At 67.4% G+C, this 25,568-nt stretch carries 16 protein-coding genes; 8 read left to right on the top strand and 8 right to left on the bottom strand.

Going from position 1 to position 25,568, the window contains the following annotated elements:
- Window positions 1–13: 13 nt before the first annotated feature.
- The 6 genes from OG912_RS32875 to OG912_RS32900 all read right to left on the bottom strand — a co-directional run bounded on the left by OG912_RS32875 (window position 14) and on the right by OG912_RS32900 (window position 5,753).
- Entirely contained in the window at window positions 14–466 is a 453-nt protein-coding gene (locus OG912_RS32875; RefSeq protein WP_327170633.1) for a DUF6238 family protein, read from the bottom strand.
- A gap of 25 nt (window positions 467–491) precedes the next feature.
- On the bottom strand, window positions 492–1,958 hold the full coding sequence (locus tag OG912_RS32880) for an SCO6880 family protein (RefSeq protein WP_327170632.1): 1,467 nt from the start codon (window positions 1,956–1,958) through the stop codon (window positions 492–494).
- Between the two features lie 132 nt (window positions 1,959–2,090).
- Window positions 2,091–3,500: an SCO6881 family protein gene (locus tag OG912_RS32885; RefSeq protein WP_327712470.1), complete on the bottom strand. Its 1,410-nt coding sequence runs from the start codon at window positions 3,498–3,500 to the stop codon at window positions 2,091–2,093.
- A 28-nt stretch (window positions 3,501–3,528) separates the two neighbouring features.
- Complete coding sequence (locus OG912_RS32890; protein WP_327170630.1) at window positions 3,529–4,209, bottom strand: hypothetical protein; 681 nt, start codon at window positions 4,207–4,209, stop codon at window positions 3,529–3,531.
- Window positions 4,209–4,517: a DUF6112 family protein gene (locus OG912_RS32895; protein WP_023421641.1), complete on the bottom strand. Its 309-nt coding sequence runs from the start codon at window positions 4,515–4,517 to the stop codon at window positions 4,209–4,211. Before OG912_RS32895 ends, OG912_RS32890 begins: the two co-directional genes overlap by 1 nt.
- Before the next feature lie 90 nt (window positions 4,518–4,607).
- On the bottom strand, window positions 4,608–5,753 hold the full coding sequence (locus tag OG912_RS32900; RefSeq protein ID WP_327170629.1) for a C40 family peptidase: 1,146 nt from the start codon (window positions 5,751–5,753) through the stop codon (window positions 4,608–4,610).
- 580 nt (window positions 5,754–6,333) lie between these two features.
- Here OG912_RS32900 and OG912_RS32905 point away from each other — a divergent pair.
- The 8 genes from OG912_RS32905 (at window position 6,334) to OG912_RS32940 (ending at window position 23,172) form a co-directional block, all read left to right on the top strand.
- Window positions 6,334–7,080: a DNA-methyltransferase gene (locus tag OG912_RS32905; RefSeq protein WP_327170628.1), complete on the top strand. Its 747-nt coding sequence runs from the start codon at window positions 6,334–6,336 to the stop codon at window positions 7,078–7,080.
- A gap of 506 nt (window positions 7,081–7,586) precedes the next feature.
- Window positions 7,587–9,023 (top strand): PIN-like domain-containing protein, encoded by a 1,437-nt coding sequence (locus OG912_RS32910; protein ID WP_327170627.1) that lies wholly within the window; start codon window positions 7,587–7,589, stop codon window positions 9,021–9,023.
- Between the two features lie 95 nt (window positions 9,024–9,118).
- Complete coding sequence (locus OG912_RS32915) at window positions 9,119–9,706, top strand: hypothetical protein (RefSeq protein WP_327170626.1); 588 nt, start codon at window positions 9,119–9,121, stop codon at window positions 9,704–9,706.
- A 328-nt stretch (window positions 9,707–10,034) separates the two neighbouring features.
- Window positions 10,035–12,098: a hypothetical protein gene (locus tag OG912_RS32920; RefSeq protein ID WP_327712471.1), complete on the top strand. Its 2,064-nt coding sequence runs from the start codon at window positions 10,035–10,037 to the stop codon at window positions 12,096–12,098.
- Window positions 12,098–13,063 carry a hypothetical protein gene (locus OG912_RS32925; RefSeq protein WP_327712472.1) on the top strand — a complete coding sequence of 322 codons (966 nt, stop codon included), beginning with the start codon at window positions 12,098–12,100 and terminating at the stop codon, window positions 13,061–13,063. Before OG912_RS32920 ends, OG912_RS32925 begins: the two co-directional genes overlap by 1 nt.
- A 77-nt stretch (window positions 13,064–13,140) precedes the next feature.
- Window positions 13,141–18,519, top strand: a complete 5,379-nt coding sequence (locus tag OG912_RS32930) for a DEAD/DEAH box helicase (protein WP_327170623.1) — start codon at window positions 13,141–13,143, stop codon at window positions 18,517–18,519.
- A gap of 266 nt (window positions 18,520–18,785) precedes the next feature.
- Complete coding sequence (locus tag OG912_RS32935; protein WP_327170622.1) at window positions 18,786–20,306, top strand: hypothetical protein; 1,521 nt, start codon at window positions 18,786–18,788, stop codon at window positions 20,304–20,306.
- 1,183 nt (window positions 20,307–21,489) lie between these two features.
- On the top strand, window positions 21,490–23,172 hold the full coding sequence (locus tag OG912_RS32940) for an Hsp70 family protein (protein WP_327170621.1): 1,683 nt from the start codon (window positions 21,490–21,492) through the stop codon (window positions 23,170–23,172).
- Between the two features lie 52 nt (window positions 23,173–23,224).
- On the opposite strand, the gene OG912_RS32945 is transcribed toward OG912_RS32940, so the two are convergent.
- Window positions 23,225–24,583: a DNA cytosine methyltransferase gene (locus tag OG912_RS32945; RefSeq protein ID WP_327170620.1), complete on the bottom strand. Its 1,359-nt coding sequence runs from the start codon at window positions 24,581–24,583 to the stop codon at window positions 23,225–23,227.
- A 239-nt stretch (window positions 24,584–24,822) separates the two neighbouring features.
- Complete coding sequence (locus OG912_RS32950; RefSeq protein ID WP_327712474.1) at window positions 24,823–25,512, bottom strand: hypothetical protein; 690 nt, start codon at window positions 25,510–25,512, stop codon at window positions 24,823–24,825.
- Window positions 25,513–25,568 lie beyond the last annotated feature (56 nt).

Raw genomic sequence — 25,568 nt, forward strand, 5'->3', positions numbered from 1 at the left:
GGTGAGGGGTGGGTCAGCGGCGGACGAGGCCGGTGAACGGGGCGTGCAGGTCGGCCGGAGTGGTGCGCCGCCGCACGAGATGAGCGGCCCCCTGGTGGCGCTGGCAGATGGTCAGCTCCGGTGCTCCCTCGGGAAGACCGGACCGGCACGCCTCCGGTGTGGGGATCTCGCCGGAGTCCGTCCGGGGCGCCGCGTGGTAGGCGGCGTGGAGGTGCTCGGCGGCCTGCCAGATGCGGGTGCGGGCGGTACGGAGCTGGTCGCCCTCGACCGCGACGAGCTGCCCGGTGCGACCGGCGTGGGCGTCGAGCAGCCCGTACAGCGAGACGAGGTGGGCGTGCAGGGCGTCCAGCTCGGCCCGGCTGGTGACCAGCGGGCCGCCCGGGATGTTGAGCGCCCGGTGGAAGTCGAGCGCGGCGGTGGCGAAGGGCACGAAGTCCTGCGCGGTCGGGCTGGCGGTGCGGGACATGAGGGTGCTCTTTCGAAGGGAAGGGTCAGGCAGCGAGCGCGAGCGGCAGGGCGGCGGCGGTGAACGCCTCGGCCTGCTGCCAGGTCAGCGGCCGGAGATCGAGCTGGGCGCCGACAGCGGCGGTCTCCACGACGGCGCAGGCGGTGCGCAGCTCGTCCTCGGTGTCGGCCGAGACGGTCAGCAGACCGGTCAGGGCGACGTCGGCGTGCCCGGCGATGAGCTGGCGTTCGCGGGACTTGATGTCCTGGTACTCGATCGAGTCCGCCTCGGAGTCAACCTGGCCGCGCCGAGCCCGTTCGGCGGCGTCGGCGATCACGCTGGACTTCTTGCGCTGCACGTCGCGCAGGGCGGCGTCGAGGTTCTTCGGCTCGTAGGAGAGCGAGAGCGTGCGTCGGACGCCGCCGGTGAACAGGAGCTGGTGCAGGAAGCCGGCCGACGTTTCGGTGCGCGGCCAGTTCTCCACCCAGTAGGTGGTGTGCACGGCGGAGTCGGTGGCGATGTGGTCCGCCTTCTCGACCACCACGACGGGGCCGGCGACGGCGGGCTCGGCCTCGGGGCGACCGGCCGTGGACCAGCGGTCGAGTGTCGCCAGCGCCTTCGGGTCGTAGGAGGTGCGCACCACGGCGGCGATCTCGCGGGCGGTGAGCCAGCCCGTCGGGGTGAGACCCGCGGTTCGTGCCGCCTGGTCGAACGTGGAGGTGAGCTGGGCGAGGACGCTGAAGGCACCGGTGAGACCGCCGCCAGCCTGGTTGATCAGCCGGCGGGCCGCCTTGGGGTCCAGGGACACCGCGACGTACGCCTCGTGCGGGGCGGCTGCGGGGCCGGCGCTCTGGATCAGCTCGTTGTAGATCGCGCCGGCCATCGAGGTGTCGGGTCGGCCGTGCTCTTCCCAGTAGCGGCGCAGCGCGTCGCCGGAGTCGGGGATGGTGCGCTCGATCACCTGGATGCGGGCGATCTGCCCGGTACGGGCGAGGGCTGCCAGAGCGCGTCCCCAGCCGCCGACGTTGGCCTGCTGGGTGCCCGGGTCGAGCAGGGCGTAGGCGCGGGAGGAGACCTTGACCACCGCGGTCAGCGTCCCGGTGTGCGGGTTGTGGACCGCGCCGTACTTGCCATCGGGAGCAGTGGTCACGCGCAGGCTGGCAGCGGTGCCGGGGAGGTGGAGCAGTCCCTCGCGAGTCGGCCGGCGGGAGGGCCGGGTGAGCCAGACGAGCTGGCCTCGCATTCGGCGCAGCGCGTATCGGACGACGATCGGGGCCCAGTCCGCCAGAGCACGGCCTCGGTGGCGGACGAAGACGAGCAGGGCGATCACGGCCCACAGCGGGATGAGCTGGAGGGCGCCGACCACACCGCGGGCGAGGATCACGGCGAGCAGGAGGAGGCCGGTGAGTCCGGCGACGGTCAACTGCGGGACGGTCAGGCCGAGCAGGACGCCGCGCCTGCTGCGGTGCGGGAACTTCACGGTGGGCGTGGAGGACTGGTGCTTGCCGGACATGGTGGTTCCAGACGGTGGGAGCGGGCGGAGGACGGGGCGCGCGGCGCTCTTCTGGACGTCATGGCGAAACCTTCCTGCTGGTGGGGAGGCGGGGGCGGGCCGTGGAGTGCGGCCCGCCCCCGGGGATGTGGGTCAGGAACCCGACGGTGGCTGGGTGGGATACACCCAGTTCGACGGCGTCGCGGAGCCGGTGGCCGACGGACCGGACGCGGACGCCGGAGTGCCCGAGGCCGAAGGTCCGGGGTCGGCTGGCGGCATGGAGGTCATGTCGCCGCCCGGAGCCGATGCGGCTGCGAGGTGACCGGAGCCGCCCGCAACGCCTTGGGCAGTTGATTCGGACCCTTCCGGTTCGTCCTCGCCAGGACGTGTGATCAGCGGCGGGATCCCGGGGCGCCGGATCAGAGCCCGGCCCTTGTCGCCGCTCGCGTTCGGGTCTTCGCCGTACCGGAAGCGGGATTGCTGCTTGGGCGGGCCGGCATCGATGCCCTCCTTGCTGAGGTTGCCGCCGGAGGGGTTGATGCCGGAGGCGACGCCATCGGTGCCCGCGCCCGGGACCTGGTTCGGACCCTGCGGAGCGGGGGCGCCGGTGCTGGCCCGCAGTGCGAGGCTGCCTGCGGTCTTCGCGGCTCCTGCGGCGACCGCCATGCCGGCGACGCCGGTGCGGTGCATGTCGTCATGGCCGCCGCCGTCGCTGGCCCAGTGGACGAACTTGTACGTCGCGTAGGGGCAGAGCAACACCAGCACCATCACGACGATGCCGGCCATCGCGTCGGACAGGGCCGCCATTCCGTCGCTGGCGTCGGTCTTGCCCATGGCGGAGACGCCGATGAGGAAGACGACGGTCATCAACAGCTTGGAGACGATCAGGGTGCCGGTGGCCTCGATCCAGCCGCGCCGCCACCGCTTGGCGACTTCCCAGCCGCCGCCCGCCCCGGCGAACACCGCGAGCGCGACCATGATCAGGACACCGACCTTGCGGGCCACCATCACGCCCCAGTAGAGGAAGGCACCGATCGCGCACCCGAAGGCGACCAGCGCGGGCACACCCCAGCCGAGGCCGTACATGGCCCCCATCTGATCGACCTTGATCACATGGCGGATCGCGTCGTCGATCGAGGTGTTGGCGGCTTTGAAGAGGCCGTCGGACAGCGCGTCAACCACGGTGATGGCGACGGTGGTGAAGGCGATGGCGGAGAAGCTGAACAGGACTCCGGTCATGGTGCCGAACGCCGCCTTGGCCAGGGCACGTTCGTCGCGGCGCCAGGCCGCGGTCATGAGCTGGATGCAGAAGATGCCGACGGTCAGAGCGAGGCCGATGGGCAGCAGCAACTCGTAGTTGTCCCGGAACCACCCGGCGTTGAGGTCGATGGCCGTCGTCTTGTTGACGGCCTTGGCGGCCAGGTCGGCCGCGCTGGACGCCAGCTCGCCCGCCGACTTCGCGATCCACGCGCCGAGACCGTCGGTGACGGTGCCGGCGGGGTTGGTGGCGAAGTCGACAGCGCCGCACACCTTGTCCATCAGCGGGAAGTCGCAGACTCCCATGGGTCTTACCTCCGTTCTGGGGCGAGTGTCAGGGCGCGACGGACGGCATGACGCCGACCAGGGCGCAGGAGTGGTGGGGTCGGCACTGGACCGCGAGGGTGGTGGACCGGCTCTCCGCGCCGCCGGCAGCCGAGCCCTTCCAGCGAATCGACTGCTTGCCGGAGACCGTGACGGCGTAGACGTACGCCTGGGTGATCGCCCCGGGGTCGTCCTGGAGGGCCTGGGTAAAGGCATGCGGGAAGTGCCCCTCGTTGATCTTGGCGGTGGCGACCTGCTTGTTGGCCGCCATCTCCTTCCACAGCACGGCCGAGGGGACCGCCTGGTCGACGGAGGCTGGGTCGGCGTACTTCGACTCCGTGGTCAGCCAGCCGCGCAGCGCCTTGCGCAGTTCGGGCTGCGAGTACGCGCGGGTGTCGTACGACCACAGCGCTGCGGCGGCGGCCTTCCCGTACGTGATCGGGTCGTGGGTTTTCGGCGGAACGGGCAGAGCGCGGGGCCGGGTGTGCGGCCCGGACGGTGCCGCGGGCGACGAGGACGCCGTGGGCGAACTCGGCGGTGGGGAAGCGGTATCGGAGGGGCTTCGGCCCTCGCGGGTGAGGTAGGCGGCCAGGCCGGCGAGGGCGACGAGCACCGCCAGGACGGCAGTGCCGAGCAGCGCCCGGCGGCGCACGCGAGATGCGCGGCCGGGGTGGGTGGTGTGCTGAGCCATCAGTGGACCTGCGTCCCGAGCGTCGAGAAGAACGCCACTACACCGTTGGCCGCACCGAGAAGAAGGGCCGCGCCCGCGCTGACCAGCACGCCCTTCTTCCCGTTCGCCTCGGCCTGGTGACCACCGGAGTGGTGACCCCAGGCCCACACGCCCGCACTGACGGCGAGGGCTCCGACCACGGCAATGAGTCCGAACAAGTTGATCGAGCCCATCACCTGCTTGAGGACGTTGAGGCCAGGGAGCCCGCCCTCGTTGGGCTTGATTCCGGGGTCGTAGGCGAGCTGTATGACCTGGTCAGCGAGATACATGGGAACTCCAGTTCGAATGAGCGCACGCCAAAGCCCGGTGGGGCGAACCAGCGGTGCGAGAGGGGAGGTAAGGAGGGGGAGGAGCGCCGGTCAGACGACTCGGCGGGCCGCGAGAATCCGCGATTTCCAGGACGCGACGGTGGTGATCCGTACGACGTCACCGGTGTGCGGGGCGTGGACGATCAGGCCCTGCCCGATCGCCATCCCGACGTGTTCCGGTACGGCGGCCGTCCCCTCGGTGAAGAGGAGGTCGCCCGGCTTGAGGGCATCGACCGAGACGGCCTTGCCGTCCTTGACCTGCGTGTACGTGGTCCGCGTCAGGGTGACCCCGGCGGCCTTGTACGCGCCCTGCATCAGGGAGGAGCAGTCGCAGCGGCCCATCGGGTCTTTGCCGTGGGAGTCGGTGCAAGTGCCGACCCACTGATACGGGGTGCCGAGCTGGCCGAGTGCCCACCGGATCGCCGTCTGTACCTTCGGCGGCGCGGAGGCGGGAATCTTGTACTCCTTCGGCAGTGCGCCCGCCGGGATGGTGCCGAAGTCCGTCCCGTCGCCGTCCGCCGAACAACCCCCCGCGGAATCGGGAGAGGGGCTGCCGGTGTCGGCAGAGCCGGACGGCGACGGGCTCGGCGATGAGCCGCCGGCCTTCTGCAGCAGGGGCTCGATGGCCTTCTGCAGGGCGGTGGCCAGCGGCTCCCATTTGGCGTACGCCTCCGGGAAGCCCGACTTCTGTACCGCCTGGGCGGCCTGGGTGACAGAGAGGGACTGCCAGCCGGAGACCTTCTTGAGCCCTTCGTAGAACTTCGTCGAGGCGTGCACCGGGTCGAGGATCTGGCTGGCCGTACCCCAGCCCATCGACGGCCGCTGCTGGAAGAGACCCAGCGAATCGCGGTCGCCGTAGGTCAGGTTCCGCAGGCCGCTCTCCTGCAGCGCGGTCGCCAGGGCGACGACCTGCCCTCGGGCGGGGATGTTCATCGCGACGCCCGTGGCCTGGACCGTCTTGGCGTTGGGCACTTGGTCGGCAGGCGCGTCCAGACCCGGCACGGAGACCGAGCCCCTGTCGCCGCCGTCCAGGATGGCCTTCACCTGCTTGGCGACGGCGGAGGTGTCCACACCCTGTGCACCGTCGGTCGAGCACGAAGCCGAGGCGGTCCCGGCACCGATGCCAAGGATCGGCAGTGCCAGCAGGAGTGGTCCGGTGGCGCACAGACCGACGAGGGCTCCCGTCGTCTTCTTCACGGCCGTCGCCGTGCAGCGCGACGGTGGTGCGGACCGGTCGAGGGAGGTGGGTCGGGGCGGGGGTGTGTCAGGGCATGCTGCATCGCAGCGGCTCCTCGGTGTTCGAAGGAGACGCGGTGCCGACTTCTCGTGCAAAGCCGTCGGCACCGCGCCGATGTGCATCCGCCTCTCAGCGGGCCCGGGTCAGAGGAGTTGGTAGCTCCCGCACGCCGGTTTCAGGTCACGCGCGGCAGCCAGCCGCGCTCGTAATCTCAGGCAGAGCACAGGGACCTCCTCACGGCGCTCGCGGGCAGATGGGCAACATGCCTCCGACGCTGCTCGATTGGACGAGACGGAACGGATAAGCACAGCTCAACGGGGGTTGAGCAGCGCTCCTTCCCGGTGGCACGGCGAGACAGTAGACCGGGACTCCGGCCGCACCAAACGACTGCCATCCAGGGGCCCGAAGCAGGAAGTCACCTTGTTAGGCGCGGCCGGAATTCGCCGTTAATCTCCGCTGCAACCTCGCACCGACTGCGCGCCGTTGAGCGCTGCACGGAGCAGGTCCAGACTCCGCCGTGCCCGAAGAAAGGCCCTTCCCATGAGCTACACGCTGCACCGAGCCGACGCCCTGACTGTCCTGAAGTCCCTCCCGGACGAGAGCGTCCAGGCGGTGATCACCGATCCGCCGTACAACTCCGGGGGCCGCACCAGCTCCGATCGAACCGGCCGCACTGCCCGCGCCAAGTACGTCACCAGCAACTCGGCGCACGACCTTGCCAACTTCCCGGGCGAGAACCGCGACCAGCGCTCCTACCGCTCCTGGCTCACCGAACTTCTCACCGAGGCGTGCCGGGCCTCGACCGAGCACGCGGTCGCGATGGTCTTCACCGACTGGCGCCAGGAGCCGACCACCTCCGACGCCCTGCAGATGGCGGGATGGACCTGGAGCGGCACGATTCCGTGGATCAAGCCGTCCAGCCGGCCCCGCAAGGGCGGGCCGAAGCAGGACTCGGAGTTCATCATCTGGGGCGTCAAGGGCTCCCTCGACAACACCCGCGACCTCTACCTGCCGGGGCACTACATCGCCTCTCAGCCCCGCAAGGGCCGGGTTCACATCACCCAGAAGCCAGTCGAGGTCATGCAGCAGCTCGTCCAGGTCTGCCCCGAGGGCGGCACTGTCCTCGACCCGTTCACCGGCAGCGGCTCCACTGGGGTCGCGGCCCTGCGCGAGGGACGCCGCTTCGTGGGCGTCGAGCTGTCCGCGCACTACGCCGACGTTGCCGAGGAGCGGCTGCGGGCCGAACTGACGAAGGACGACTTCGAGCTGGCCGGACCGGAGGCATGAGCGTGAGAGCGGAGAGGCCGGGGCCGGCGGCCCGCGACGCCAAAGGGCGGCTGGTGCATCGACTAATCCGATGCGCCGCCGTCTCCGCGGACGGATCGGTCGACCCGTCCAAGGTAGTTATGGCCTTCACACGCTTCGCTCCGAAGAGCGCAGCTGACTCCACCCGCCGCCTCGTCCGCTTCCAGGCAAAGGACTCGCGGCACCAGGATGCGGTGGTCGTGGACGTGGAGTAGACAGCGCAGCATTCTCAATTCCACTGATGCGGCGGGGTGCGCCCGGCAAACGGGAGCATGCCGGACCTGGAGCCCGGCATGCGTCCGCTTCCGCATCCGCGGAGGCACTGCCACTCAAGCAAGATCGGGCGGTCATCCTCAAGGGCTGTTAGACCCGATGAACGAGACCGGTCGGGCTCCACTGCCTACTTTGCCCGTACCCGTCGTCACCAGGATCGATCTCATGACAGCATGATCCTCCGAAAAGGTGGTGGCGAGCTCCAAGGAGGGCAAGTGGATCCGAGTGAACCCCCGTTGATCCAGCGCTTCAAGTCCTGGCTCGAGCCAGCGCCTTCGGCGGAGGACGCTGCTCGGGAGCAGTTCTTCACCAAGGGGCTCGTCGTCCTCGACACGAACATCCTCCTCAGCTTGTACGAGTACACCGAGTCGGCTCGCGAAGACGTGTTCACGGCGCTGGAGGCTGTATCGGATCGGCTCTGGATGCCGCATCAGGTGGGCCTGGAGTTCGTACGCGGGCGGCGAAGCACCTTGGAGTCGCGCAAGGCCGCTCTCACCGGCGCGGCCAAGGACGTCAACCGCCACCTGACGCAAGCCGTGGCATCAGTCATCGCAGCACGCAACGTCGTGATCAACCAGCTGGTGAAGTACGGAGCGCCGCTCGACGCCGGCGAGGAGCTGGCGCTGCTCATCAGCGACTCATCCGTGAGCGCCCTGCTGCAGGAGAACCGCGCCCTGCTCAAGAAGCACCTCGACGGGCTCAAGTCGCAGCACGGGCTGCCGGCGAACCTTGCTGAGGCCGATGATCCCGTCCTCCTCCGCGTGGCTCGCATGTACGGCGACCGCATCGGCGCTCAGCCGGACGACTCCGTACTGCGGGCGCGGATCGAGGAGGCCGTCGGCTTCCGCTTCCCCAACGAGATCCCCCCAGGCTACCGGGACTTCGGCAAGGACACCCCCGTGAAGGCCGCAGGTGACTTCCTGCTCTGGGAGGAAGTCGTCGAGCACGCACAGAGCCTTGCACCCGGATCCCGCATCCTCTTCATCTCCAACGACACGAAGGAGGACTGGTACGAGACCAGGAAGGGCGCCGGGGGCACCCAGCGGCCCTGGCCCAGGCTCTTTGACGAAGTGCGCACGCGGGCCGGTGCGGAACTCCGTATCGAGACCCCCTCCCTCTTCTACGCCGGCATCAAGCAGTTCCTCCACACCGATCTGGACGCGACTACGTACGAAGAGATCGAGCGGGTCTCGTCAGCCCAAGATCTCCCGGCCGACGAGGACGAGGTGACCAGCCTTGTCACCGTGCACAGCGCGGCGCATCTGGCGCCGCCTCGAGGTCTCGCTACCCAAGCAGCCATTTCCGTCGGACTTACCACGACGGGAACGCGGACTGCACTGGAGTCGGCGGCGCCGTCGTTCCGCATCTTCCAGTGGTGGATCATCGGCGTCACAGCCCAGCTGGAGCGGCGAGAGGCTTCCGCGGCTAATTTCAAGATCGATATCGCTGCCGCTGTCCGAAGCGATGAGCCCCCGCACGGCTCGTGGGAACCTGCGACCGTGTTCAAGCCGGGGGACTGGGTCCACCGTGATTCCTGCTGGATCGCGGCCTGGTTCATCCGGCTCCTGAACGAGCTGCCGAAGCACGACCACCCGGTCCTCCGAAGCCTTGCCGCGCAGCAGGCCGAAGCGAATCGGTCGGCCTCTGAGTAGGCCGGGCCACCGCCGCAGGACCGCCCGAACGACCCCGTTTGCATCCCACCTAGCCACCCGCGCCCTGCTGCGGAGCAGCGCGCTGAAGAGGAGCCATGGAGAACGAGGAAGCGTACGCCGCCTGGAAGCTCCACAAGCCCAATACCAAGTTCGCCGTAGACGAGCTGGCGACTCTGCTCGGAGCGGCTGATGAGTCCGCCGAGGCGGTCTTCAGCGCCTACCTGTTTGCGAAGAAGGCCATGGCCCGCTCGATGCAGGAACTGCTCCGCGCCACCCTGCCGCCGTCACGTCCTGCCTTTGAAGAGCTGCGTTCGCGCGTCGGTGAGACATTGCAGGAGCGCTTCGGCGACCGGATCCCCGAGAGGTACCTGGCTGTCCCGTACGACTCCGCCGCCTGCCAGGACCTGTTCGGGCTCCTGCGCGAGCACCTGGGCAAGCCGGTGGATGCGGCCGTCCTGCGCGCCATCAATGCGGATGACGTCCACACTGAACGGCGCATCCGCGAACTGCGGGAGCTCGGTCTCCGCATCGATTCGGTGAAGCGCGACGGATTCGGTGGCTACCTGCTGGCGTCGCTGGATCTCGATCCCGCCCTGATGCCGACCCTCGTTGCCAAGGCGATCAAGAAGGCACCCCTGCCTGAGGCCGAGCAGAAGAAGCTGATCGCTGCCCTCGACCGGTGACTCAGCTGATGCGCGGACCCTGCCCGCGCATCAGCTGATCGAGGAGTTCCGCCAAGGCGCCGATGTTGTGGAGGCCGACGCACTCCCAAGGACATACGGCGCGTCCGCGCCCCTCCACCGTAACGCTCAACTGCGTGCAGGGGTTTGTAGCCCGGGGGCAACCTCGCGTCTGTCCGTTGCCGCAGTCTGCGAACTCGGCTTGTAGCCCGATCGGATTGAGTCGACCCTCTCTGAAGCCCGCGAGGTCAGCGGCCTCTAGGATGACCCTCCTGTGAGCCGAGGTCACCCTGGGTACAACAGCTAGCCGTCCGTTCGCGGGGGTGACGGCATGGTTCTGCATGAAGAGTGGGGGCTCGGAGTGGGGTTCGCGGCGTATGTCGAGTGGCAGGACGCACTGGAGCATGCGTTCTTCAGTGAAGAGTGGAACGGCCAACCGGTCGTCCTCTTCGTTGACGAGCGCGAGGCCAGGTCGCTGCAGCGGAAGTGCGGGGTCAGTGTTCCGCTGGCAGAGGCGGTCAAGCAGGTCGTTCAGCCAACTGCGCCACGGCCGTTTCAGGCGGTGGAGGACTACGAGTCATCGCGACGGGATGACAGCCGCGCTCCGTCAGTGCTGCCGCTGCTCGCCTGCTCCGTCATGGCCGCCACTCGGATGGCGAACGACGGAGCGCACAGGGCCAACAACTACCACGACCGCTTCTCTGAACTCTTGGCGGACAGGGCCGGCGTTCTGACGTCTCAGCATTACCTCCCCGTCGCTGAAATGTGGCGGCGCCTGGCTGCATGGCAGGTGCGAAGGGGTGGTAAGCGCGGAGTGTGCACCATCCCCTCGAGGGAATCCCTTCCCCACCACCAGGCCCGAATCGGCTATGCCCTGTCCCAGGCCGTGCTGCGGGACTCGGATCGTCAGCAACTGCTTCGGTTCTTCAACGTCATGCGCGCAAGGGACGAGGCCTCATGGCCCTTGCCGGGGGACGTGCTGACTGACGGGATCAGTGTCTGGGACTACGAGGCCAAGTTCTCCAAGTCCTTCCAGCACTCGCTGCGCGACCCTGATTTCCGTCCTCTTGTCGAAGACTTGCTGGCGGCAATCGCGGACGCTTGGGACGGGTCTGACACCTACATCCCGCACGGTTCGCTGCGCGGGGAGCTGCTCGTGCGCTTCGAGAGCCGTCGGCTGGGATGGCTGGCCCGCCTGGCGCACCCCGGTGACCCGGAGTACCAGCTGGAGAACGGTTTCAGCCTGCGCCGGATCGGGGCCACTGAGTACTACATGCCGGAGGGGCTTCCCCTCCCGACAGCTCGCAGTCTGCACCGGGGGGTACAGCTGCACGGAGACGGCATCGCAGTCTCCCGCTCCGCCTCGCCCCTCGTTCTGCTCCGTCAGAACGTCGCTCTGGACTGCCGAACCAGTGCGGAGCGATTCTCGCCGGGCGAGGACCACATGATCCTCTCCGCGCCCGAAGCGGCTCCCGACGTTGAGCGACTCCTCAGGCGTGCGGCTTCGCCGGGACGGAAGAAGGAGCCGGGACGCCTCTCCTGGATGCCGGACGGATGGACTCTCCACCATCATGTGGTCTTTGATGATCCAGTCGCTCTTCGCTCGGCCATCCTCGATACCGCGGGCGCGGTGGTAGGGACGCTGCCGGCAGCGCAATTCAAGGCCCGCTTGCAAGGCGGGCTCCTGATCGCGCCGGACATCAGCAGCAGCCTCTACCTGACGGGTGGCGAGCCGGACCTTGCATTGCCTGGTGGCGCCCCCGGCAGGGTTCTCCTTGACGGCCTTGACGTGCCGTCAAGGCCCCGGACTGCTGCACCGCTGCGGCTCTCTGACTGCGGACCCGGCCTCGGCAGGCACACGGTCCAGGCAGGCGGAAGCAGCTTGGAGTTCACGACCGCCGAGTCGGCTCCTTCGCTTCGCGAAACAGCTGCTCCAATCGGCTTTCCCTTCGTCGGAGGGCGCGCCGAGGCATACGCCGGACAGGCCAGCGGCGATACAGCGATCCGAGGTGCCGCGCTTGACACACACCTGGCAGAGGCTGATGCCGAGTGGCCTGTCCTGCTGTGCCGCCGCGGAGCCGATGAGACTCTCTTCCTTTCAACCGACGGACGTGGGTGGCGAGTTGCCGAACCCGACGTCCCGGGGTGGTGGGAGAGGCTGCCGGAGACCCCATCGGGGTACTGCTTCGAAGTCCGCGTTCCGGCCTGCGGTGGATGGATCTTCCAGAACAGCCGCGCTACCTGGCGCCTTGAAGCAGCGCTGCCAGCCTTTCCCAGCCTGAAGCCGGAGACGCACTTCGGTCGATGGGCTCAGGCTGTACGGGCTGTAGCTGACGTCGGCACGGGGGACGAGTGGGAAGCGTGCGTACGGCTCGCGCAGGGGGCGATGCGGTGATGGAGGTCGGGGACCTGCTCCTCAGGTGGGCTAGCGAGATCGGTGACGGGAAGATCACTGACTTCAGGGCAGCCCTCACTTGGATAACCCGCAGCCGGGGGATCAGCGTCCGTGAAGGGGCGGAAGGGCGGTGGCTGCGGGATGTATCGGCGCTCGGCTACATCGATGTCGACTGGCGGGCCGGCCTGTGGGCTGTAGCGCCGCCCGTATTGACGACCCTTCCTTACTCGGACGGTCTCGCACTCCTTACGGGTCGGCGCTCCGCGGCCATCAGCAGAGCTGTGGAGGATCTCTACGACGCCGGCGAGCGGATCCATTGGATTCGCAATGAGACCGCTGAAGGAGACATCGCCGTGCCCGACACCGTGCTGTTGGGGTACGAGCACCCTGACAAGCTCGTACAGCATGCGGAGAAGGTCGGATGCACGTTTGTGCCCTGCGCGTCCCTCCGTCTCTTCGCCCTGCTGCCGGAACTGGCGCCCGGCTCCCCGGCTGCTCCTCCGGCCATCGGCAATGCCCACACGGTGGAGCGCTACAACCACGAGAACCGGCAGTACGAACCCGCACAGTCGTATTCCGAAGAGGGACTCTACCGGTGGCGCAGCACTGACTGGGCGCGCCTCGTGCAGATCCGGCGGGGGCAGGAGTGGCACAGCACGGAGCATGAGAACGGCGTCTTCTTGGAGCACGCCAGGCTTGGGACCGGCACCATGCGGTGGCGGCCGGAGTCCGGAAAGGGCCGTGAGCGGACTGGCAGGCTCTCTGTCGACTGGGGAGCCCCGCTTCCGCCCCTCCACGCAAGAGCCGCCGTTCTGTGCACGGGAATCCAGCCCCGGATCCATGAGAAGGCGCAAATCGTCCGCTACGACAACATTCCCCGGCACGCAGCCGAGAAGCTGGCCGCATCACTGCTCCAGCAGCTCGAAGTCGAGGAGCCTGCAGTCTCCCGGAAGGCCGCACGATGACTTCTTCGTCCCCCCGCCCGGGCCGTCCCTCGGCGTCTGACATCCCCGGCTCGTTCCGAGCGCTGAGGGACACCCTCATGCGGTACTACGACACGCCGTTTGCGGTCGATGACGAATCCGTCATGCGCGAGAGGCGGGATCTCCTCAACACGGACGGCGGGGCGTGGAGGGAGCCGCTTCTCGAGCTGCGACCGCAGTACCAGATGAGCGGGATGCCTCTGGAGGACTCCTTCCGGGCAGCCGGGGCGCACCCCCAGGCAGCGGATTTCGCCCGGTTCGCGCTGCCCGACGGCGTGGAGGAGCTCTTCCGCCATCAGCACGAGGCTCTTGTCAGTGCGTGCGGAGACGGCCGTGACTTCGTCGTTACCGCTGGTACTGGTTCAGGCAAGACCGAGGCATTCCTGCTTCCGCTGATTGCAGATCTCGTGGCCGAGTCTTCTCAATGGACCGGGCGGGGAAGCACGCAGTCCCGCTGGTGGCAGGACGGTGAAGGGTTCGCTCCCAGCCGGAGCGGCGAGCCCGGGCATCCGGCAGCGATGCGGGCCCTCGTCCTCTACCCGACCAATGCCCTCGCCGACGACCAGCTGGTGCGGTTGCGCCGGGCGCTCGACAGCGATCCGGCCCGTGCGTGGCTGGACCAGCACCGCAATGGCCACCGCTTCTACTTCGGCCGCTACACCGGGGCCACCCCCGTCTCCGGGCCTTCGGACTCCCGCCCCGCTCTGGACCGGATGCGCACCTACATGACGGGACTCGAGGACCGAGAGAACCGCAGCGGCAAGAAATCTCATGACTTCATTCCGCGCGTAGGCGGCTCCGAGATGCACGCCCGCTGGGACATGCAGCATGCTGCTCCCGACATCCTGGTCACCAACTACTCGATGCTCAACATCATGCTGACCCGGCCGCGGGAGGATCCGCTCTTCCGCGCCACTAAGCGATGGCTTGAGACCACCCCGGGGGCCCGCTTCACTCTCGTCCTGGACGAACTCCACATGTACCGGGGAACGGCTGGAACCGAAGTCGCCTACCTGCTCCGCAAACTCCGCCACCGCCTCGGCCTGGACTCAGCGCCGGACAGGTTCCGTGTCCTCGCCGCGTCAGCCTCTCTGGAAGCCGGACGCGACGACGACTTCCTAGAGGCGTTCTTCGCTCTGCCGAGCGGCCGGCAGACGGTGATCCCCGGCCACCTCGTGATGCCCGCGCCGCGGCCAGTCGACCTTTCGGAGCATCTGAGCGCACTCTCCGGGGCCGCCGCCCAGCAGCTCACGAGCAAAGAGGCCAACGAGCTCCTGGACTCCACCGGCGCTGCCGACGCACTCGCCCTGACGCTTGCGCCGGAGGGAAAGCCGCAGGCTATGGCGCTCCCCGATGCGGCCGAGAAGCTCTTTCCCGGCGCGCCTACGCACGACGGGCAGGCAGAGGGATTGCGGGGTGTCCTCAGGGCGCTCGCTGTCGCCGACGGGAAGGGGCGCCCGAAGCTCCGCGCCCACATGTTCTTCCGCAACATCGACGGCATGTGGGCCTGCTCAGACCCCATGTGCCCCGACGTGCCCGGGGAGCGGACTCCGAAGCGCCGTGTCGGCCGCCTGTTCCGTACGCCCACCCCTCGGTGCAGCTGCGGCGCGCGCGTGCTGGAGCTCCTGTACTGCCAGAGCTGCGGCGACCTCATGCTCGGCGGATACGCCGTGCCGTCCTCGATGGGGCGTGAGGCGTTCAAGGGCTCACTCCATACGGATTTCCCGGACTTCGACCGGCTGCCGGACGAGGTGACCGGCGCCCCCGATGCGGGCAACTACGTTGTCTACTGGCCGCGTACTGCGGCGCTCGGCACGGAGGAAGCGTCGTGGAGCGGTGGCGAGTCGAACAAGGGGCGCCGTGCGGCGTTCGAGTTCCGGGAGAGCCGGTATCTGCCGGACACCGGGCGCCTGGTCAACGACAAGGCCAGTCCGACCGGGTGGTCCTTCCACGTGGTGCCCGACCGGAAGGGGGAGGGCAATCCCATCGACCTCAAGTCCCTGCCGGCCGTTCCGACCCGCTGTCCCGCTTGCGGGGACGACTGGGAGCAAAGGCAGGTCCGCGACGCCCGAACCGGGGCGATGAAGCCGGTGGGCATCGACCACCCCTCTCGTCTGCGCAGCAGTCCGGTGCGGCGGATGCGTACCGGCTTTGAGAAGCTCAACCAGGTACTGACCTCCGAAGTCCTCGGCCACCTTCCGGACGCAGAGCGCAAACTCATCGCGTTCTCGGACAGCCGTGACGATGCTGCGGATCTCGCGAGCGGCCTGTCCCTGCGCCACTACCAGGACCTCCTCCGCCTCATGGCGGCCGAAGCCGTTCAGGAGCAAGGCGATCCGCAAGCGGACCTTCGGCTGTTCAAGGCCTTCTACGGTGATGGAGGCGCTTCCACCGACCGGGACCAGGCAGTCGCAGCCATTACGCGGCTGCGCGGCAGGCATCCGCGAGAAGTAGCCGACCTCAAGGACATCCTCCAGGACGACCCGCTCGCCGACCCTGCGCGGATGCCGGAACTCGAGTCTGTGCTCGGCCGCCTGCCGTCGTTCTCAGATCTGCGCTACGACCTTCGAGGCCGCCTGCTCGACCGGGGGATCAATCCTGGCGGCCCAGCGGCGTCCTTGCAGGACCACAAGGGGATCCGGTGGACGTCCCTCTTCGACTGGAAGGGCGACCGGGGACGCAAAGCCGGCCTTACCGGTGACCAGGAGGAGTTCCTCTCACGAATCGAAGACAACCTGGGCCGAGAGTTCGTGCAAGGGCTGTTTACCGGTGCCGGGATGGACTTCGAGTCCCTCGGGCTCGGCTGGCTCAGCTTCTCCGACGACCGGTCCCCAGTCGACCTGCCCACGGGCTCCGACCTCTCCCTGGCCAGGGCCAGCCTGCGGGTCCTGGGCATGATGCGCCGCTTCAAGGAACTGCGCGGCGGCTCTGAGAAGCCGCCGGCACCGCTGGCCCGATTCTGGAAGGCCGTCGCCCAGAGGGAAGGTGCGGAGTACGGGGATGTGATCGATCGCGTCCTCGGAGTCTGGGGAACCGCCGTCGTCCAGTACACGATCGATCCTGCCAAGGTCTCTTTGAGGGTGGGCAGCGGGCGCACCTGGACCTGCCCCACCTGCCGCCGCCCCCACCTCCATCCGGGCGCGGGTATCTGCACCAAGTGCCGAGCCCAGCTGCCCGCGGACCCGCAGAAGTACGAGGGCGCTCTCAACGACGACTACTACGCCTGGAAGGCGGAGAGCGGCACCGGAGGGTTTGCATTGCGCGCCGCCGAACTCACTGGTCAGACCGATCGGATCGAAGCGCAATCCCGTCAGGCGAGGTTCCAGGACGTCTTCCTCGGCGAAGACGACGTCGAGGCTGCCGACGGCATCGAAGTCCTCTCGGTGACAACGACCATGGAGGCCGGCGTCGACGTCGGCTCCCTCCACACCATCATGCTGGCCAACATGCCGCCCACGCGGTTCAACTACCAGCAGCGGGTCGGACGCGCAGGCCGTCGGGGCAATCCGACCGCTGTCGCCCTCACTGTCTGCCGAGGCCGCAGCCACGACGAGCACTACTTCGCCCGGCCTGAGGAGATCACCAACGCGCCGACTCCCGCTCCCTACCTCGCGCTCGGCATGGAGTCCGTCTTCAAGCGGGTCCTACTCGGCGAAGTGCTCCGCCAGGCGTTCGCTTCTATCGCCGCCGCGGGGGCTTCCAAGAGCACGCCGCTGACTCAGAACATCCACGGTGAGTTCGGTACGGCCCAGGACTGGCCGACGCACTCCGATGCGGTCCGTAGATGGGTCGCGGAACACCAGGGCGATGTAGCCGCGGCTGGACGGGCGCTCCAGGCCCGCACACCCGAGGCGGTCGCGTCTCTTGACCCAGCGGCCTGCGCCGATGAACTCATCGACCAGATCGATCAGGTCGCCGCTGCCCCTACCGGCCATTCCGACCTGAGCCAGCGCCTCGCTGAGTCCGGCCTGCTTCCCATGTTCGGCTTCCCCACCAGGGTCCGCTACCTCTACACCCGGCTGCCAGATCGGAACTTCCCGTGGCCGCCGGACGGAGCCATCGACCGGGACCTCTCCCTCTCCCTCACCAAGTTCGCCCCCGGCGCGGAGACCCCTCGCGACGGTCGTCTGCACCAGTCGATGGGCGTTGTCTCCTTCCGTCCGGGCCGAACGAAGCCCATCGCGCAGGAGGAGCCCTTCGGACCTGAGAACTGGGTTGCCATGTGCCGTCTCTGCGCGCACATCCAGCCCGTGGGCCAGGAAAGCGACGCCGTCTCCTGCCCGGCGTGCGGGGCCTCCGGCCGCAGCTACACGGCGTTCCCCTTCCGCGAACCAGCAGGTTTCCGCGCAGGAGAGCCTCGAGACTACGACGGATCCCGCGAGTGGGGCCGCGGCGGAGCGAGCACGCGCACTGCTGCCGACCTCGAGAACGACGCCCCCCGTGTACCCCGTACGGCCGACGACTGGCTCGTTGTCCATGCTGGCAGCGGCAGCCGGTACACCATCAACAGCAACAACGGCCGCCTCTTCCGCTTCAAGAAGGCCAATGGCCCGTGGCGCGGTTATCACGTCGTTGACAGCCCCAAAGCCCAGGCAGACCTAGAGACCGCATTGGGCGGTGCCGAGCACACGGACATGCTCTTCATCGGCGCCCGTGCCGCTGTCGATCCCCAACGGGGCCTCAGGTTCGACATCTCCGAGTACGGCCAGGAGCACGGTTTCGCCGATGCAGTGCACGGCCGCCGAGCTGCTTGGTACTCCTTGTCCGCACTGCTCCGCCGGGCCGCGGCCCCACATCTCGACGTGCAGTCGGAGGAGCTCATTGCCGGCATCCACGGGTCCGCCTCAGCCGCCTCCCCTGTCTTCGCCTACCTCGCTGACAGCCTGGAGAACGGCGCAGGATTCAGCACCCGTCTGGGTGCAGCGGATGAGATCGACAAATTCCTCGTGAAGGTCGTTGCCTATCTGGAAGAGCTCGGCGCAACCCACGCGGATGAATGCCTCGGATCCTGCTACCGCTGTCTCCGCGACTACTCGAACATGCGCCTGCATCCCCTTCTCGACTGGCGGCTCGCCCGTGACCTGATGGGCGTCCTGCACGGCGGCGGCCTGCAAGTCGACACCGCGGCCCACGAAACACTGCTTGACCGCTGGTCCAGGGACCGGACGGAGATCGAAGCGGACATCCGTCGGACGCCCGCTGGTCTGATCGCGGTGGTAGACAGCGATTTCTCGGAAGAGCCCCTTGCTGTGGCGGTCAAGCACCCCTTGGAATCAGCTGAGTCTGGTTCCATGGCGCTGCGGCTGAGGAAGCTGTCAGAGGCGGCTGCCGATCTGGGCATCGCCGAGCGGACCGCGTTCGTGGATGCCTACTGCCTGGACCGGACCCCGGCAGCAGTGACCTCCGCGATTGCCCGGTATGCCGAGGACGAGCTGTGATAGGTAACCCGCTCTTCTCGCATTCTCCCGAACCTGCGCCTGAGGTCGGCGGAGCCGCGGCAGCACGCTTGGAGCTCCTCGAGAGGGAACGGCAGCGCCGACTCTCCCTGATCGCTGCCCGGGCCGCAGGCAAAGAGGTCCCCGCTCCTGCGGCCGCCGCGTCCTGCAGCCCTGAGCCAGCCGAGTCCGTACTGGAGAGCTCTCCCGCGGCCCGACTGCCCGAAGGCTTCAGCTCCGAGGAGCAGTGGAGGGCTGCAGTCGGCGCAGTGCAAGACCTTGCCCAAGGCGTACGCGCAGCGGGCTTCCCGGCAACAGCGCTCGAAGATGGGACAGCGGACGCCGCCAAGGACCAGTTGGCGGCGTCCGCCCTCTCCGCCGTTCTACCGCTGCCCTCCATCGCAGCCGTCTGCCTGCTGGCTGAAGCCCTCGACGCTTTCCCGGATCTGCTGCCTCATCTGCAATCGGCTCGGGCAAGGGCGCTGGCCGACGACTTGCCCGGCCGGATCCCTGATGGCCACAACAGCGAGCAGGGCGCCGTAGTCCGGAGTGAGGATTCAGACGCGGCATGGAGACGCTATACCTCCTACATCCGGGTAACCTCGCGGATTCGCATCACTGAAGAGGCACAGCAGGAGCTGCTGCAGCACTTGCCGTTGCCCGTCATCGACGACCTGATCGACCAGGGGCGCCTCCGTAACCGTGGTCTGGGCTCTGCCGACGACCGAAGCCTCTACTTGCAAGCGCGTATAGCTCCGGCGCAATTGCCCACCCACTTGATCGCGGAACTCGGCTGGGAGGATGAGATCTTCCGGCGCAGTTGCATCACGCGGCTCGCGCAAGGCGACGTCACGGCCATCGACGACCTGATTCCGCACTCAACGGAGCCTTGGTCGCTGGCCTCCCAGCTGAGAGCAGTCCGCAAAACCGGCGAGCTCCCAAGGGGGCTTACTGACCGCAAGTGGCTGTGGCCCGTCTTGGAGAAGACGGCTCCTATGGCTCGGATAGACCTGGCCGCTCAGAGGGAATTCGCCAGCTGGTTCATGGTCCGGCGGATTCTCTGGATGGTGAGGAACGGCTGCCTCGCGGAGCTGCACGGTGACCACGATCGCGCGGAGATGTTCTTCCGGCGCGCGTGGGATGAGACAAGAGCACTGCAGAGGCTGACGACGGCCGCCAGGTGGGAAGCTCACAACGTTCGTGCCTTTCTCCGGATCCTTCGCGCCTCGCCCAAGCCGTCGTATGAAGAAGCCCTGGAAGAGATCCACCCGTCCTCCGATCGCAAGAGGTCTGGAGAGGATCGGCTGCCAGCGCGAGCCAGCGCGAACCTGGCGCGCAACCGAGACATCATTCGGAATCTTCAGCACCGCCGGGAGAGCGACTACGTCCTGAATCCCTACCTCGCACTCGGACTCCGGGATCTGGCCCCCGAGTCTGAATGGAAGACCGCTTGGCGGTCACTGCGCCGCCACCTCGGCGGAGAGGGGGAAGCAATGGCGAACCAAGCCAAGGACGCTATCCAGGATGAGGAGCGCGGCCATGCAGTGCCCGGATCCTTCCGGCTGCCGATCTCTCCGGAAAAATGGGAGGTGCCGCCTGCGGCCGATGCGCCGTTCCACGATGGAGCCCGGCCTCTGCCGCGCCGTACCGACCCTGCAAGCGCCGGCGAACGCGAGTACGCCAGGAGCCAGGCTGCAGAAGGCATCCTGCGGTATGCGTGTACCGGCCTGGGACTGCATTTTGCGCCAGGCAGCAGCCCAGTCCCCCCACCTGAAAGCAGCATCCAATGAGTAGTAATCCGAATAAGCGCAGGATGTCCTCGAAGGGAAAGTGGCGGCAGAGTACCGACCGAGGCGGCAATCCTTCCGGCGAGGCCGCTCAGAGGCATCAAACCGCTCCCGCACGGCAGGTGCCGCCCTCTTCCAAAGTCGCTCGGCGCGACGGCGGCCGGGCGGTGGAGCGCGATCGTCCGGTCCAGATCCGGATCGGGCCAGGCCATCCAAGGGTTGCCGCTGGAACATTCGATGCTGCTGCCCTACTTTCCGAGCTGCTGTCCGTGCTGGAACCCAGAATCGAGGCCGGCTTGGGATCTCTCCGCGAAGCCCTAAGCCACCAGGATGGCGCCAACGACACCGCACGTGCTGCGCGATCAGCGGGAAAGCAGATCGCAGACTCCGTACGCGCCGGCGTGGTCGAAGGCATGAGGGTGAGAGAGCGGCATCTCGCCCAGTTGGCGGTAATCGATCGGGCAGCAGCGCACGCATCGTCTCTTCGGGAACTCCGGGACCGGATCGAGACCGAGCTGGGTCTCGCTGGTCTCCAGCGCGTGATCGAGCCTGGTGACCTCTCAGCGTTCAACCTGGCGCGGTCGAACGAGGGAAGTGCTGCCGATGGCCCCCCGGCAGAAGGTGACGCATATGAGGTGCTGAGCCCCGCCTACTTGGATACCGAGACCAACCGAACAATCGAGTCCGGCTGGTTGCGACCCTTGGAGGCCGGATCTGCGAAAGCTCCGCCGCGCGGAAAGGAGCACGGGAGCTCCTCGCGCCCTCACCTGCAGGGAAGGCTGCCTAATGACGACAAGTCGGCTGCGAAGCCCTCAGAGCAGCCTAAGGCCGGGGGAGACGTGTCCGATACGCGGCATCCTCCGGAGGGCGACCGGCAGCAGACGGTAGAACGGTCGGCAACCGGTCGTCAGGTAGGGCGTGTTGGACAAGGGGACGCAGATGGCGGCCCGTCCGGGAAGTTGCCCCTCCGGCAAGCCGAAGTGGCTGGCAAAGTCGCACCTCAGGTGAGCGCGGACGAGTGCGTGAAGCACTCTGCGGACCGGTCGGCGCCTCCCGCGAAAGCCTCCCCAGGCGGACGGGCTTCGGGGAGCGGGGCCGTCTCCCCACACGTACGTGCCTACGCGGCGAAGCTCCGCGGAACAGACCAAGCAGGATCAAGCGATCACGCTGACGACGAGGGGGACCAGTGACTTTCGGAATCGACTTCGGGACCAGCAACTCGGTCGTCGCACGCTCGGACGGGTTGTCGAGCGAAATCGTTGCTGTCGACGGTGGCAACGTGCCTGCGCAGTGGCGCCTCCCAGAGTTCGAGGACCTCTTCCCCTCAGTCCTCGGGATCCGGGAGCTGCAGCGCACGCTCTGCTTCGGCTGGACGGCGAAGACGTCTTCAGCCATCCCGATCGACGCAGTCAAGCGCATGCTTGGAACCCGTTCTGCGGGCATTGAGCAAGCTGATGCCGACAGCCCTCTGCTCGATGAGCACCACATCTGGCTCGGCGGACAGCCGTTCCGCAGCACGGCTGCAGCGGCAGCCCTCTTCTCCCAGATGAAGGAAGCCGCACAGCGCAGTTTCCTCGACCTCAGTGAAGCTGTCATCACAGTCCCTGCGAATGCGACCGGCGGGGCCCGATACCGCACACGTGCGGCTGCGCGATTGGCCGGCATCAATGTGAAATCCCTCCTCAACGAACCGACCGCGGCAGCGATCTCGTATGCGAATGAAATCGACATCGCGGGAAAGCTGCTGATATTCGACTGGGGCGGCGGAACTATCGATGTCACCTTGCTGGACTACGACGGCAAGTACTTCGAGGAGCTGTCTTCTCGAGGCGTCGCGGCACTCGGCGGTCTCGAATTCGATGAAGCGCTAGCTCGGATCGTCCTGGAGAAGCTGGGTGAGATCCCTGACAAGATGTCGCGTGATGATCGTGACAGATGGCGCAGACTTGTTGAGCTCACGAAGATCTCACTGTCGCGACGGAATGTTCCCGAAGTGCCTCTCGACATCCCAGCGCTTGGGAAGTCACTCAACATCTCCCGTGCCGAGTACACCGCGGCGGTGGCCCCGCTGATCGAGCGGGCAATGGAACCGCTGGCGCAGTGCCTGCAAGACACGGGTTTCACTCCAGCCGACGTGGACGCAGTCCTGATGATCGGCGGTACTTCCCAGATCCCCGAGGCCCGGGACGCGGTCGCGAGTATCTTCGGCTCTGACCGCATCATCCCGCCCGAGCTCTGCAACCCCATGACGGCTGTGGCCCGCGGCGCTGCCATCTACTCTGCTGCGCTTGATGATCCCGACCACAAGGACCGCTTCAGCCTGGTCACCAACTACGACCTCGGGACTGCCTTCGATGCCGGCCCGCGCAAGGGGTTTCAACCTGTGATCCGCCGGAACCGGACCCTCGCCGCAACCGGTGAGTGCCGCTTCCTTCCCTCGCGCCCCTTCGCTTCCTCTGTGACCGTAGAGATTGTCGAAGGCGAGAATGGATACCCGGCCGACAGCGACCGCGCCTTTCCTCTAGCCGGTCTGGAAGTGAGGCTTCCGAAGCCTGAGCAGGATCCCGAGCGGAATGCCCTGCTCGTCCGGTTCATCTACGATCACAGTGGAATCCTGACTGTGAAAGTGACGCATGAGTCGACTCGGCGTCTTCTTTTCAGTGGCGAGATCGACTCCTTCGGAAAGGATGGAACTCCACTTCAAGAAGGGTTGCAGGGCGAGCTGGTCCGACTTCTTTCCCTTACGGGTGCTCCACTGATGGAGCAGGGTGAGCAGCCTAAAGAGCCGAACGGTGCGAAAAGGCAGGAAGACCGCCCCCGCCTAGACTCAGGACTGACCGTTAACGGCGTTCCTCAAGCGGCGGTTTGACCCGCATCGGTGGGAACGCTCTCCGACCCCCTCGGAGGTGCGATTGCGACAGTCAGCTGATCTTGGAGCGGTGCTGGGTGAAGAGATCGTGGCGCTGGTGGTCGTCTTGGCCGACGAAGGCCTTGAACTCGCCGATGCTGTACGCGGCGGCTCCGTTGGAGCGCGTCACCGTCGTCATCTCGAAGTCGTGCTTGAGGTGGTTGAGGTGCCGCTCCACCGTCGGCTGGTCCATGGCCGTGCCCGCCGCCGCGAGCTTGGCGATGATCTGGTCGACTGAGAGTGCCCGCGTGCTGCTGCGCAGCAGCTTGTAAACAGGGTCAGTGACGACATCTGCGGTCTCGACTAGGTCGTGGGGCTCGCCGACCTTGTTCAGCGCGTTCCTGATCGAGTCGCCGAGCGCCTTGGCGACGGGCGGGGGGAACGCGTTGCCGATCTGTCGGTACACGCTGGTCTTCCGGCCATGGAACCGCCAGCGGAAGTCGTCCTCGTCGGCGTTCACCTCGCTGTCCGCGTCCTGCCAGCCCTGGATGCGGGCAACCATTGCCGTGGTCAGCTTCGGACGCGGGCTGCCCTCGATGACAGGGGGACCGTCTGCCGAGGGCGCCTGGTCGGCCACGCCCATCGCGTCGACGCCCTTTTGCGCCCACGCTCGCTTAGCACGCGTCGGGCCGAGGTCGGCGCCTCCGTGCTTCTTCGACCCGCCGACAATGGTGGGCGCGATACCGGAGGCATTTTCAGCCCATTCGTGGGCGCCCGACCAGCCGTTCTTCGCCATGAGGTCTACCAGGAGCTCGCCAACGGATTTGGCGCTCCCGGGCTTGCGCTCCGGCCACACGAAGTAGGGGGCGAACTCCTCCTGGAGCGCAACCAGCACGAAGCGCGGACGCAACTGGGAGACGCCGAAGTCGTCCGCCTGGAGGAGCTGCCACTCTGCGATGTAACCGGAATCCTTGAGCCGGTCGAGGACGTGCTGGCGGTAGCCAGCGAAGCGGTTGGCGCTGAGGCCGCGCACGTTCTCCAGCAGCAGGGCCTTGGGACGCACCTTGCCGCATAGCTCGACGGCCCAGGCGAAGAGATCGCGCTCATCGCTTGAGCCCAGCTGCTTGCCGGCGATGCTGAAGGGGGGGCAGGGCACTCCGCCGGCGAGGAGGTCGAGGTCCTCCGCATCGACAACCGGGTTCCAGACAGCAGGGTCCGCGACGTCGCCAACCTTTACGGAGTCGCGCGCTTCTTCCTCGCTATACCCGAGGAACTCCACAAGGTTGCGGCGCAGAGTCTCAGCAGCCTTGTCGTCGAGCTCGATGGCGAGGCGGTGGCGGAAACCCGCCCGCTCCAGCCCGAGGGTCTGGCCGCCCGCGCCAGCGCAGATCTCAATGACCTTAAGCGGCTTCTCAGGCTCGACGGCCGACATAGCGATCTCCCTCCAGGCACGCCAGGATCTCCAGCGCAGAAGCGGCGGTGCTTCCGCAACCACCCAAGTGAACACATAGGCATCCGGCAGCACAGGCTCCGCGCCAGCACCATAGTCGCAGGTGGCGGCCGACGGGCGCCTATCAGCCTCTCTAAACCGGACAAGAGTGGGGAGTCTACGCGGCGCCAGTGACAGCTTCCATCATGATCATTCGACGCGGAGGGCGTCTTCAATGCTGGTCAGGAGTCCAGCGCCTTGAGAACTTCCTCTTGCGCCGCTGCAGGGAGGCGGCGGTAGGCGTTCCAGGCCCGCTCGAGCGCTGTCGAGCCTCGGCGCCCCCGCTCGGCCCATCGGGCCAGCCGCCGCTGATCTGCCGGGTCCAGGTTCTTGATCTCCGTGAGGGCTTCATCGGCGCGTGTCGCCTGACCGCCGCCGCCAGCACGGCAACGCTTGCACTCCGTGACCAGGAGATCCTCCTCGCGGCCGTCGAGCAGAACAGAGGTACGCCGGGTGACCGAAAGCACGGCCGTCTGGTTTGAGTCATCCAGATAAGGCTCTGCGCTGCCGATACCGCACACCGTGCACATGTAGCCGTCGCGGGCAAGTACGGCCTGGGCCTGCTTGGCCGTGATCGTCTTCTCGGGTGCAGCTGCTCGGCGGGCGGCCGGGTCCCACACTGCGACCCCGGCCTCCACGAACCGCTGGTCCTCGGCCATGAGCCTGGCGTCTTCGGTGTTCGTGTGGATGACCCACCCGTAGGACCGGAGGTCGCGGAGTCGACGGTCCGCCTGCGAGACGCCGGGGAACGCGCTGCGGAGCTGCTCCTTGGTGAAGGTGTTGCCCTCACCGATCTCCTGGACGAGCCACAGCGCGCCCCTGATCATGGTTCCACCCTTGAAGGACGGGTCGTTCCAGGCGGGGAGGGTCACGTCTGCTCCGTTTCTCAAGTCGTCAGACGTGCAAGTCTGGGTGATCACCAGCCCGT

Origin of the sequence: Streptomyces sp. NBC_00464 (assembly GCF_036013915.1) — a bacterium.
Lineage (GTDB): Bacteria > Actinomycetota > Actinomycetes > Streptomycetales > Streptomycetaceae > Streptomyces.

Coding starts and splice junctions, on each gene's coding strand:
- OG912_RS32920 (WP_327712471.1), top strand. CDS start 10,035: ATGGTTCTGCATGAAGAGTGGGGGCTCGGAGTGGGGTTCGCGGCGTAT.
- OG912_RS32875 (WP_327170633.1), bottom strand. CDS start 466: ATGTCCCGCACCGCCAGCCCGACCGCGCAGGACTTCGTGCCCTTCGCC.
- OG912_RS32915 (WP_327170626.1), top strand. CDS start 9,119: ATGGAGAACGAGGAAGCGTACGCCGCCTGGAAGCTCCACAAGCCCAAT.
- OG912_RS32945 (WP_327170620.1), bottom strand. CDS start 24,583: ATGTCGGCCGTCGAGCCTGAGAAGCCGCTTAAGGTCATTGAGATCTGC.
- OG912_RS32895 (WP_023421641.1), bottom strand. CDS start 4,517: ATGTATCTCGCTGACCAGGTCATACAGCTCGCCTACGACCCCGGAATC.
- OG912_RS32885 (WP_327712470.1), bottom strand. CDS start 3,500: ATGGGAGTCTGCGACTTCCCGCTGATGGACAAGGTGTGCGGCGCTGTC.
- OG912_RS32880 (WP_327170632.1), bottom strand. CDS start 1,958: ATGTCCGGCAAGCACCAGTCCTCCACGCCCACCGTGAAGTTCCCGCAC.
- OG912_RS32890 (WP_327170630.1), bottom strand. CDS start 4,209: ATGGCTCAGCACACCACCCACCCCGGCCGCGCATCTCGCGTGCGCCGC.
- OG912_RS32930 (WP_327170623.1), top strand. CDS start 13,141: ATGCGGTACTACGACACGCCGTTTGCGGTCGATGACGAATCCGTCATG.
- OG912_RS32905 (WP_327170628.1), top strand. CDS start 6,334: ATGAGCTACACGCTGCACCGAGCCGACGCCCTGACTGTCCTGAAGTCC.
- OG912_RS32925 (WP_327712472.1), top strand. CDS start 12,098: ATGGAGGTCGGGGACCTGCTCCTCAGGTGGGCTAGCGAGATCGGTGAC.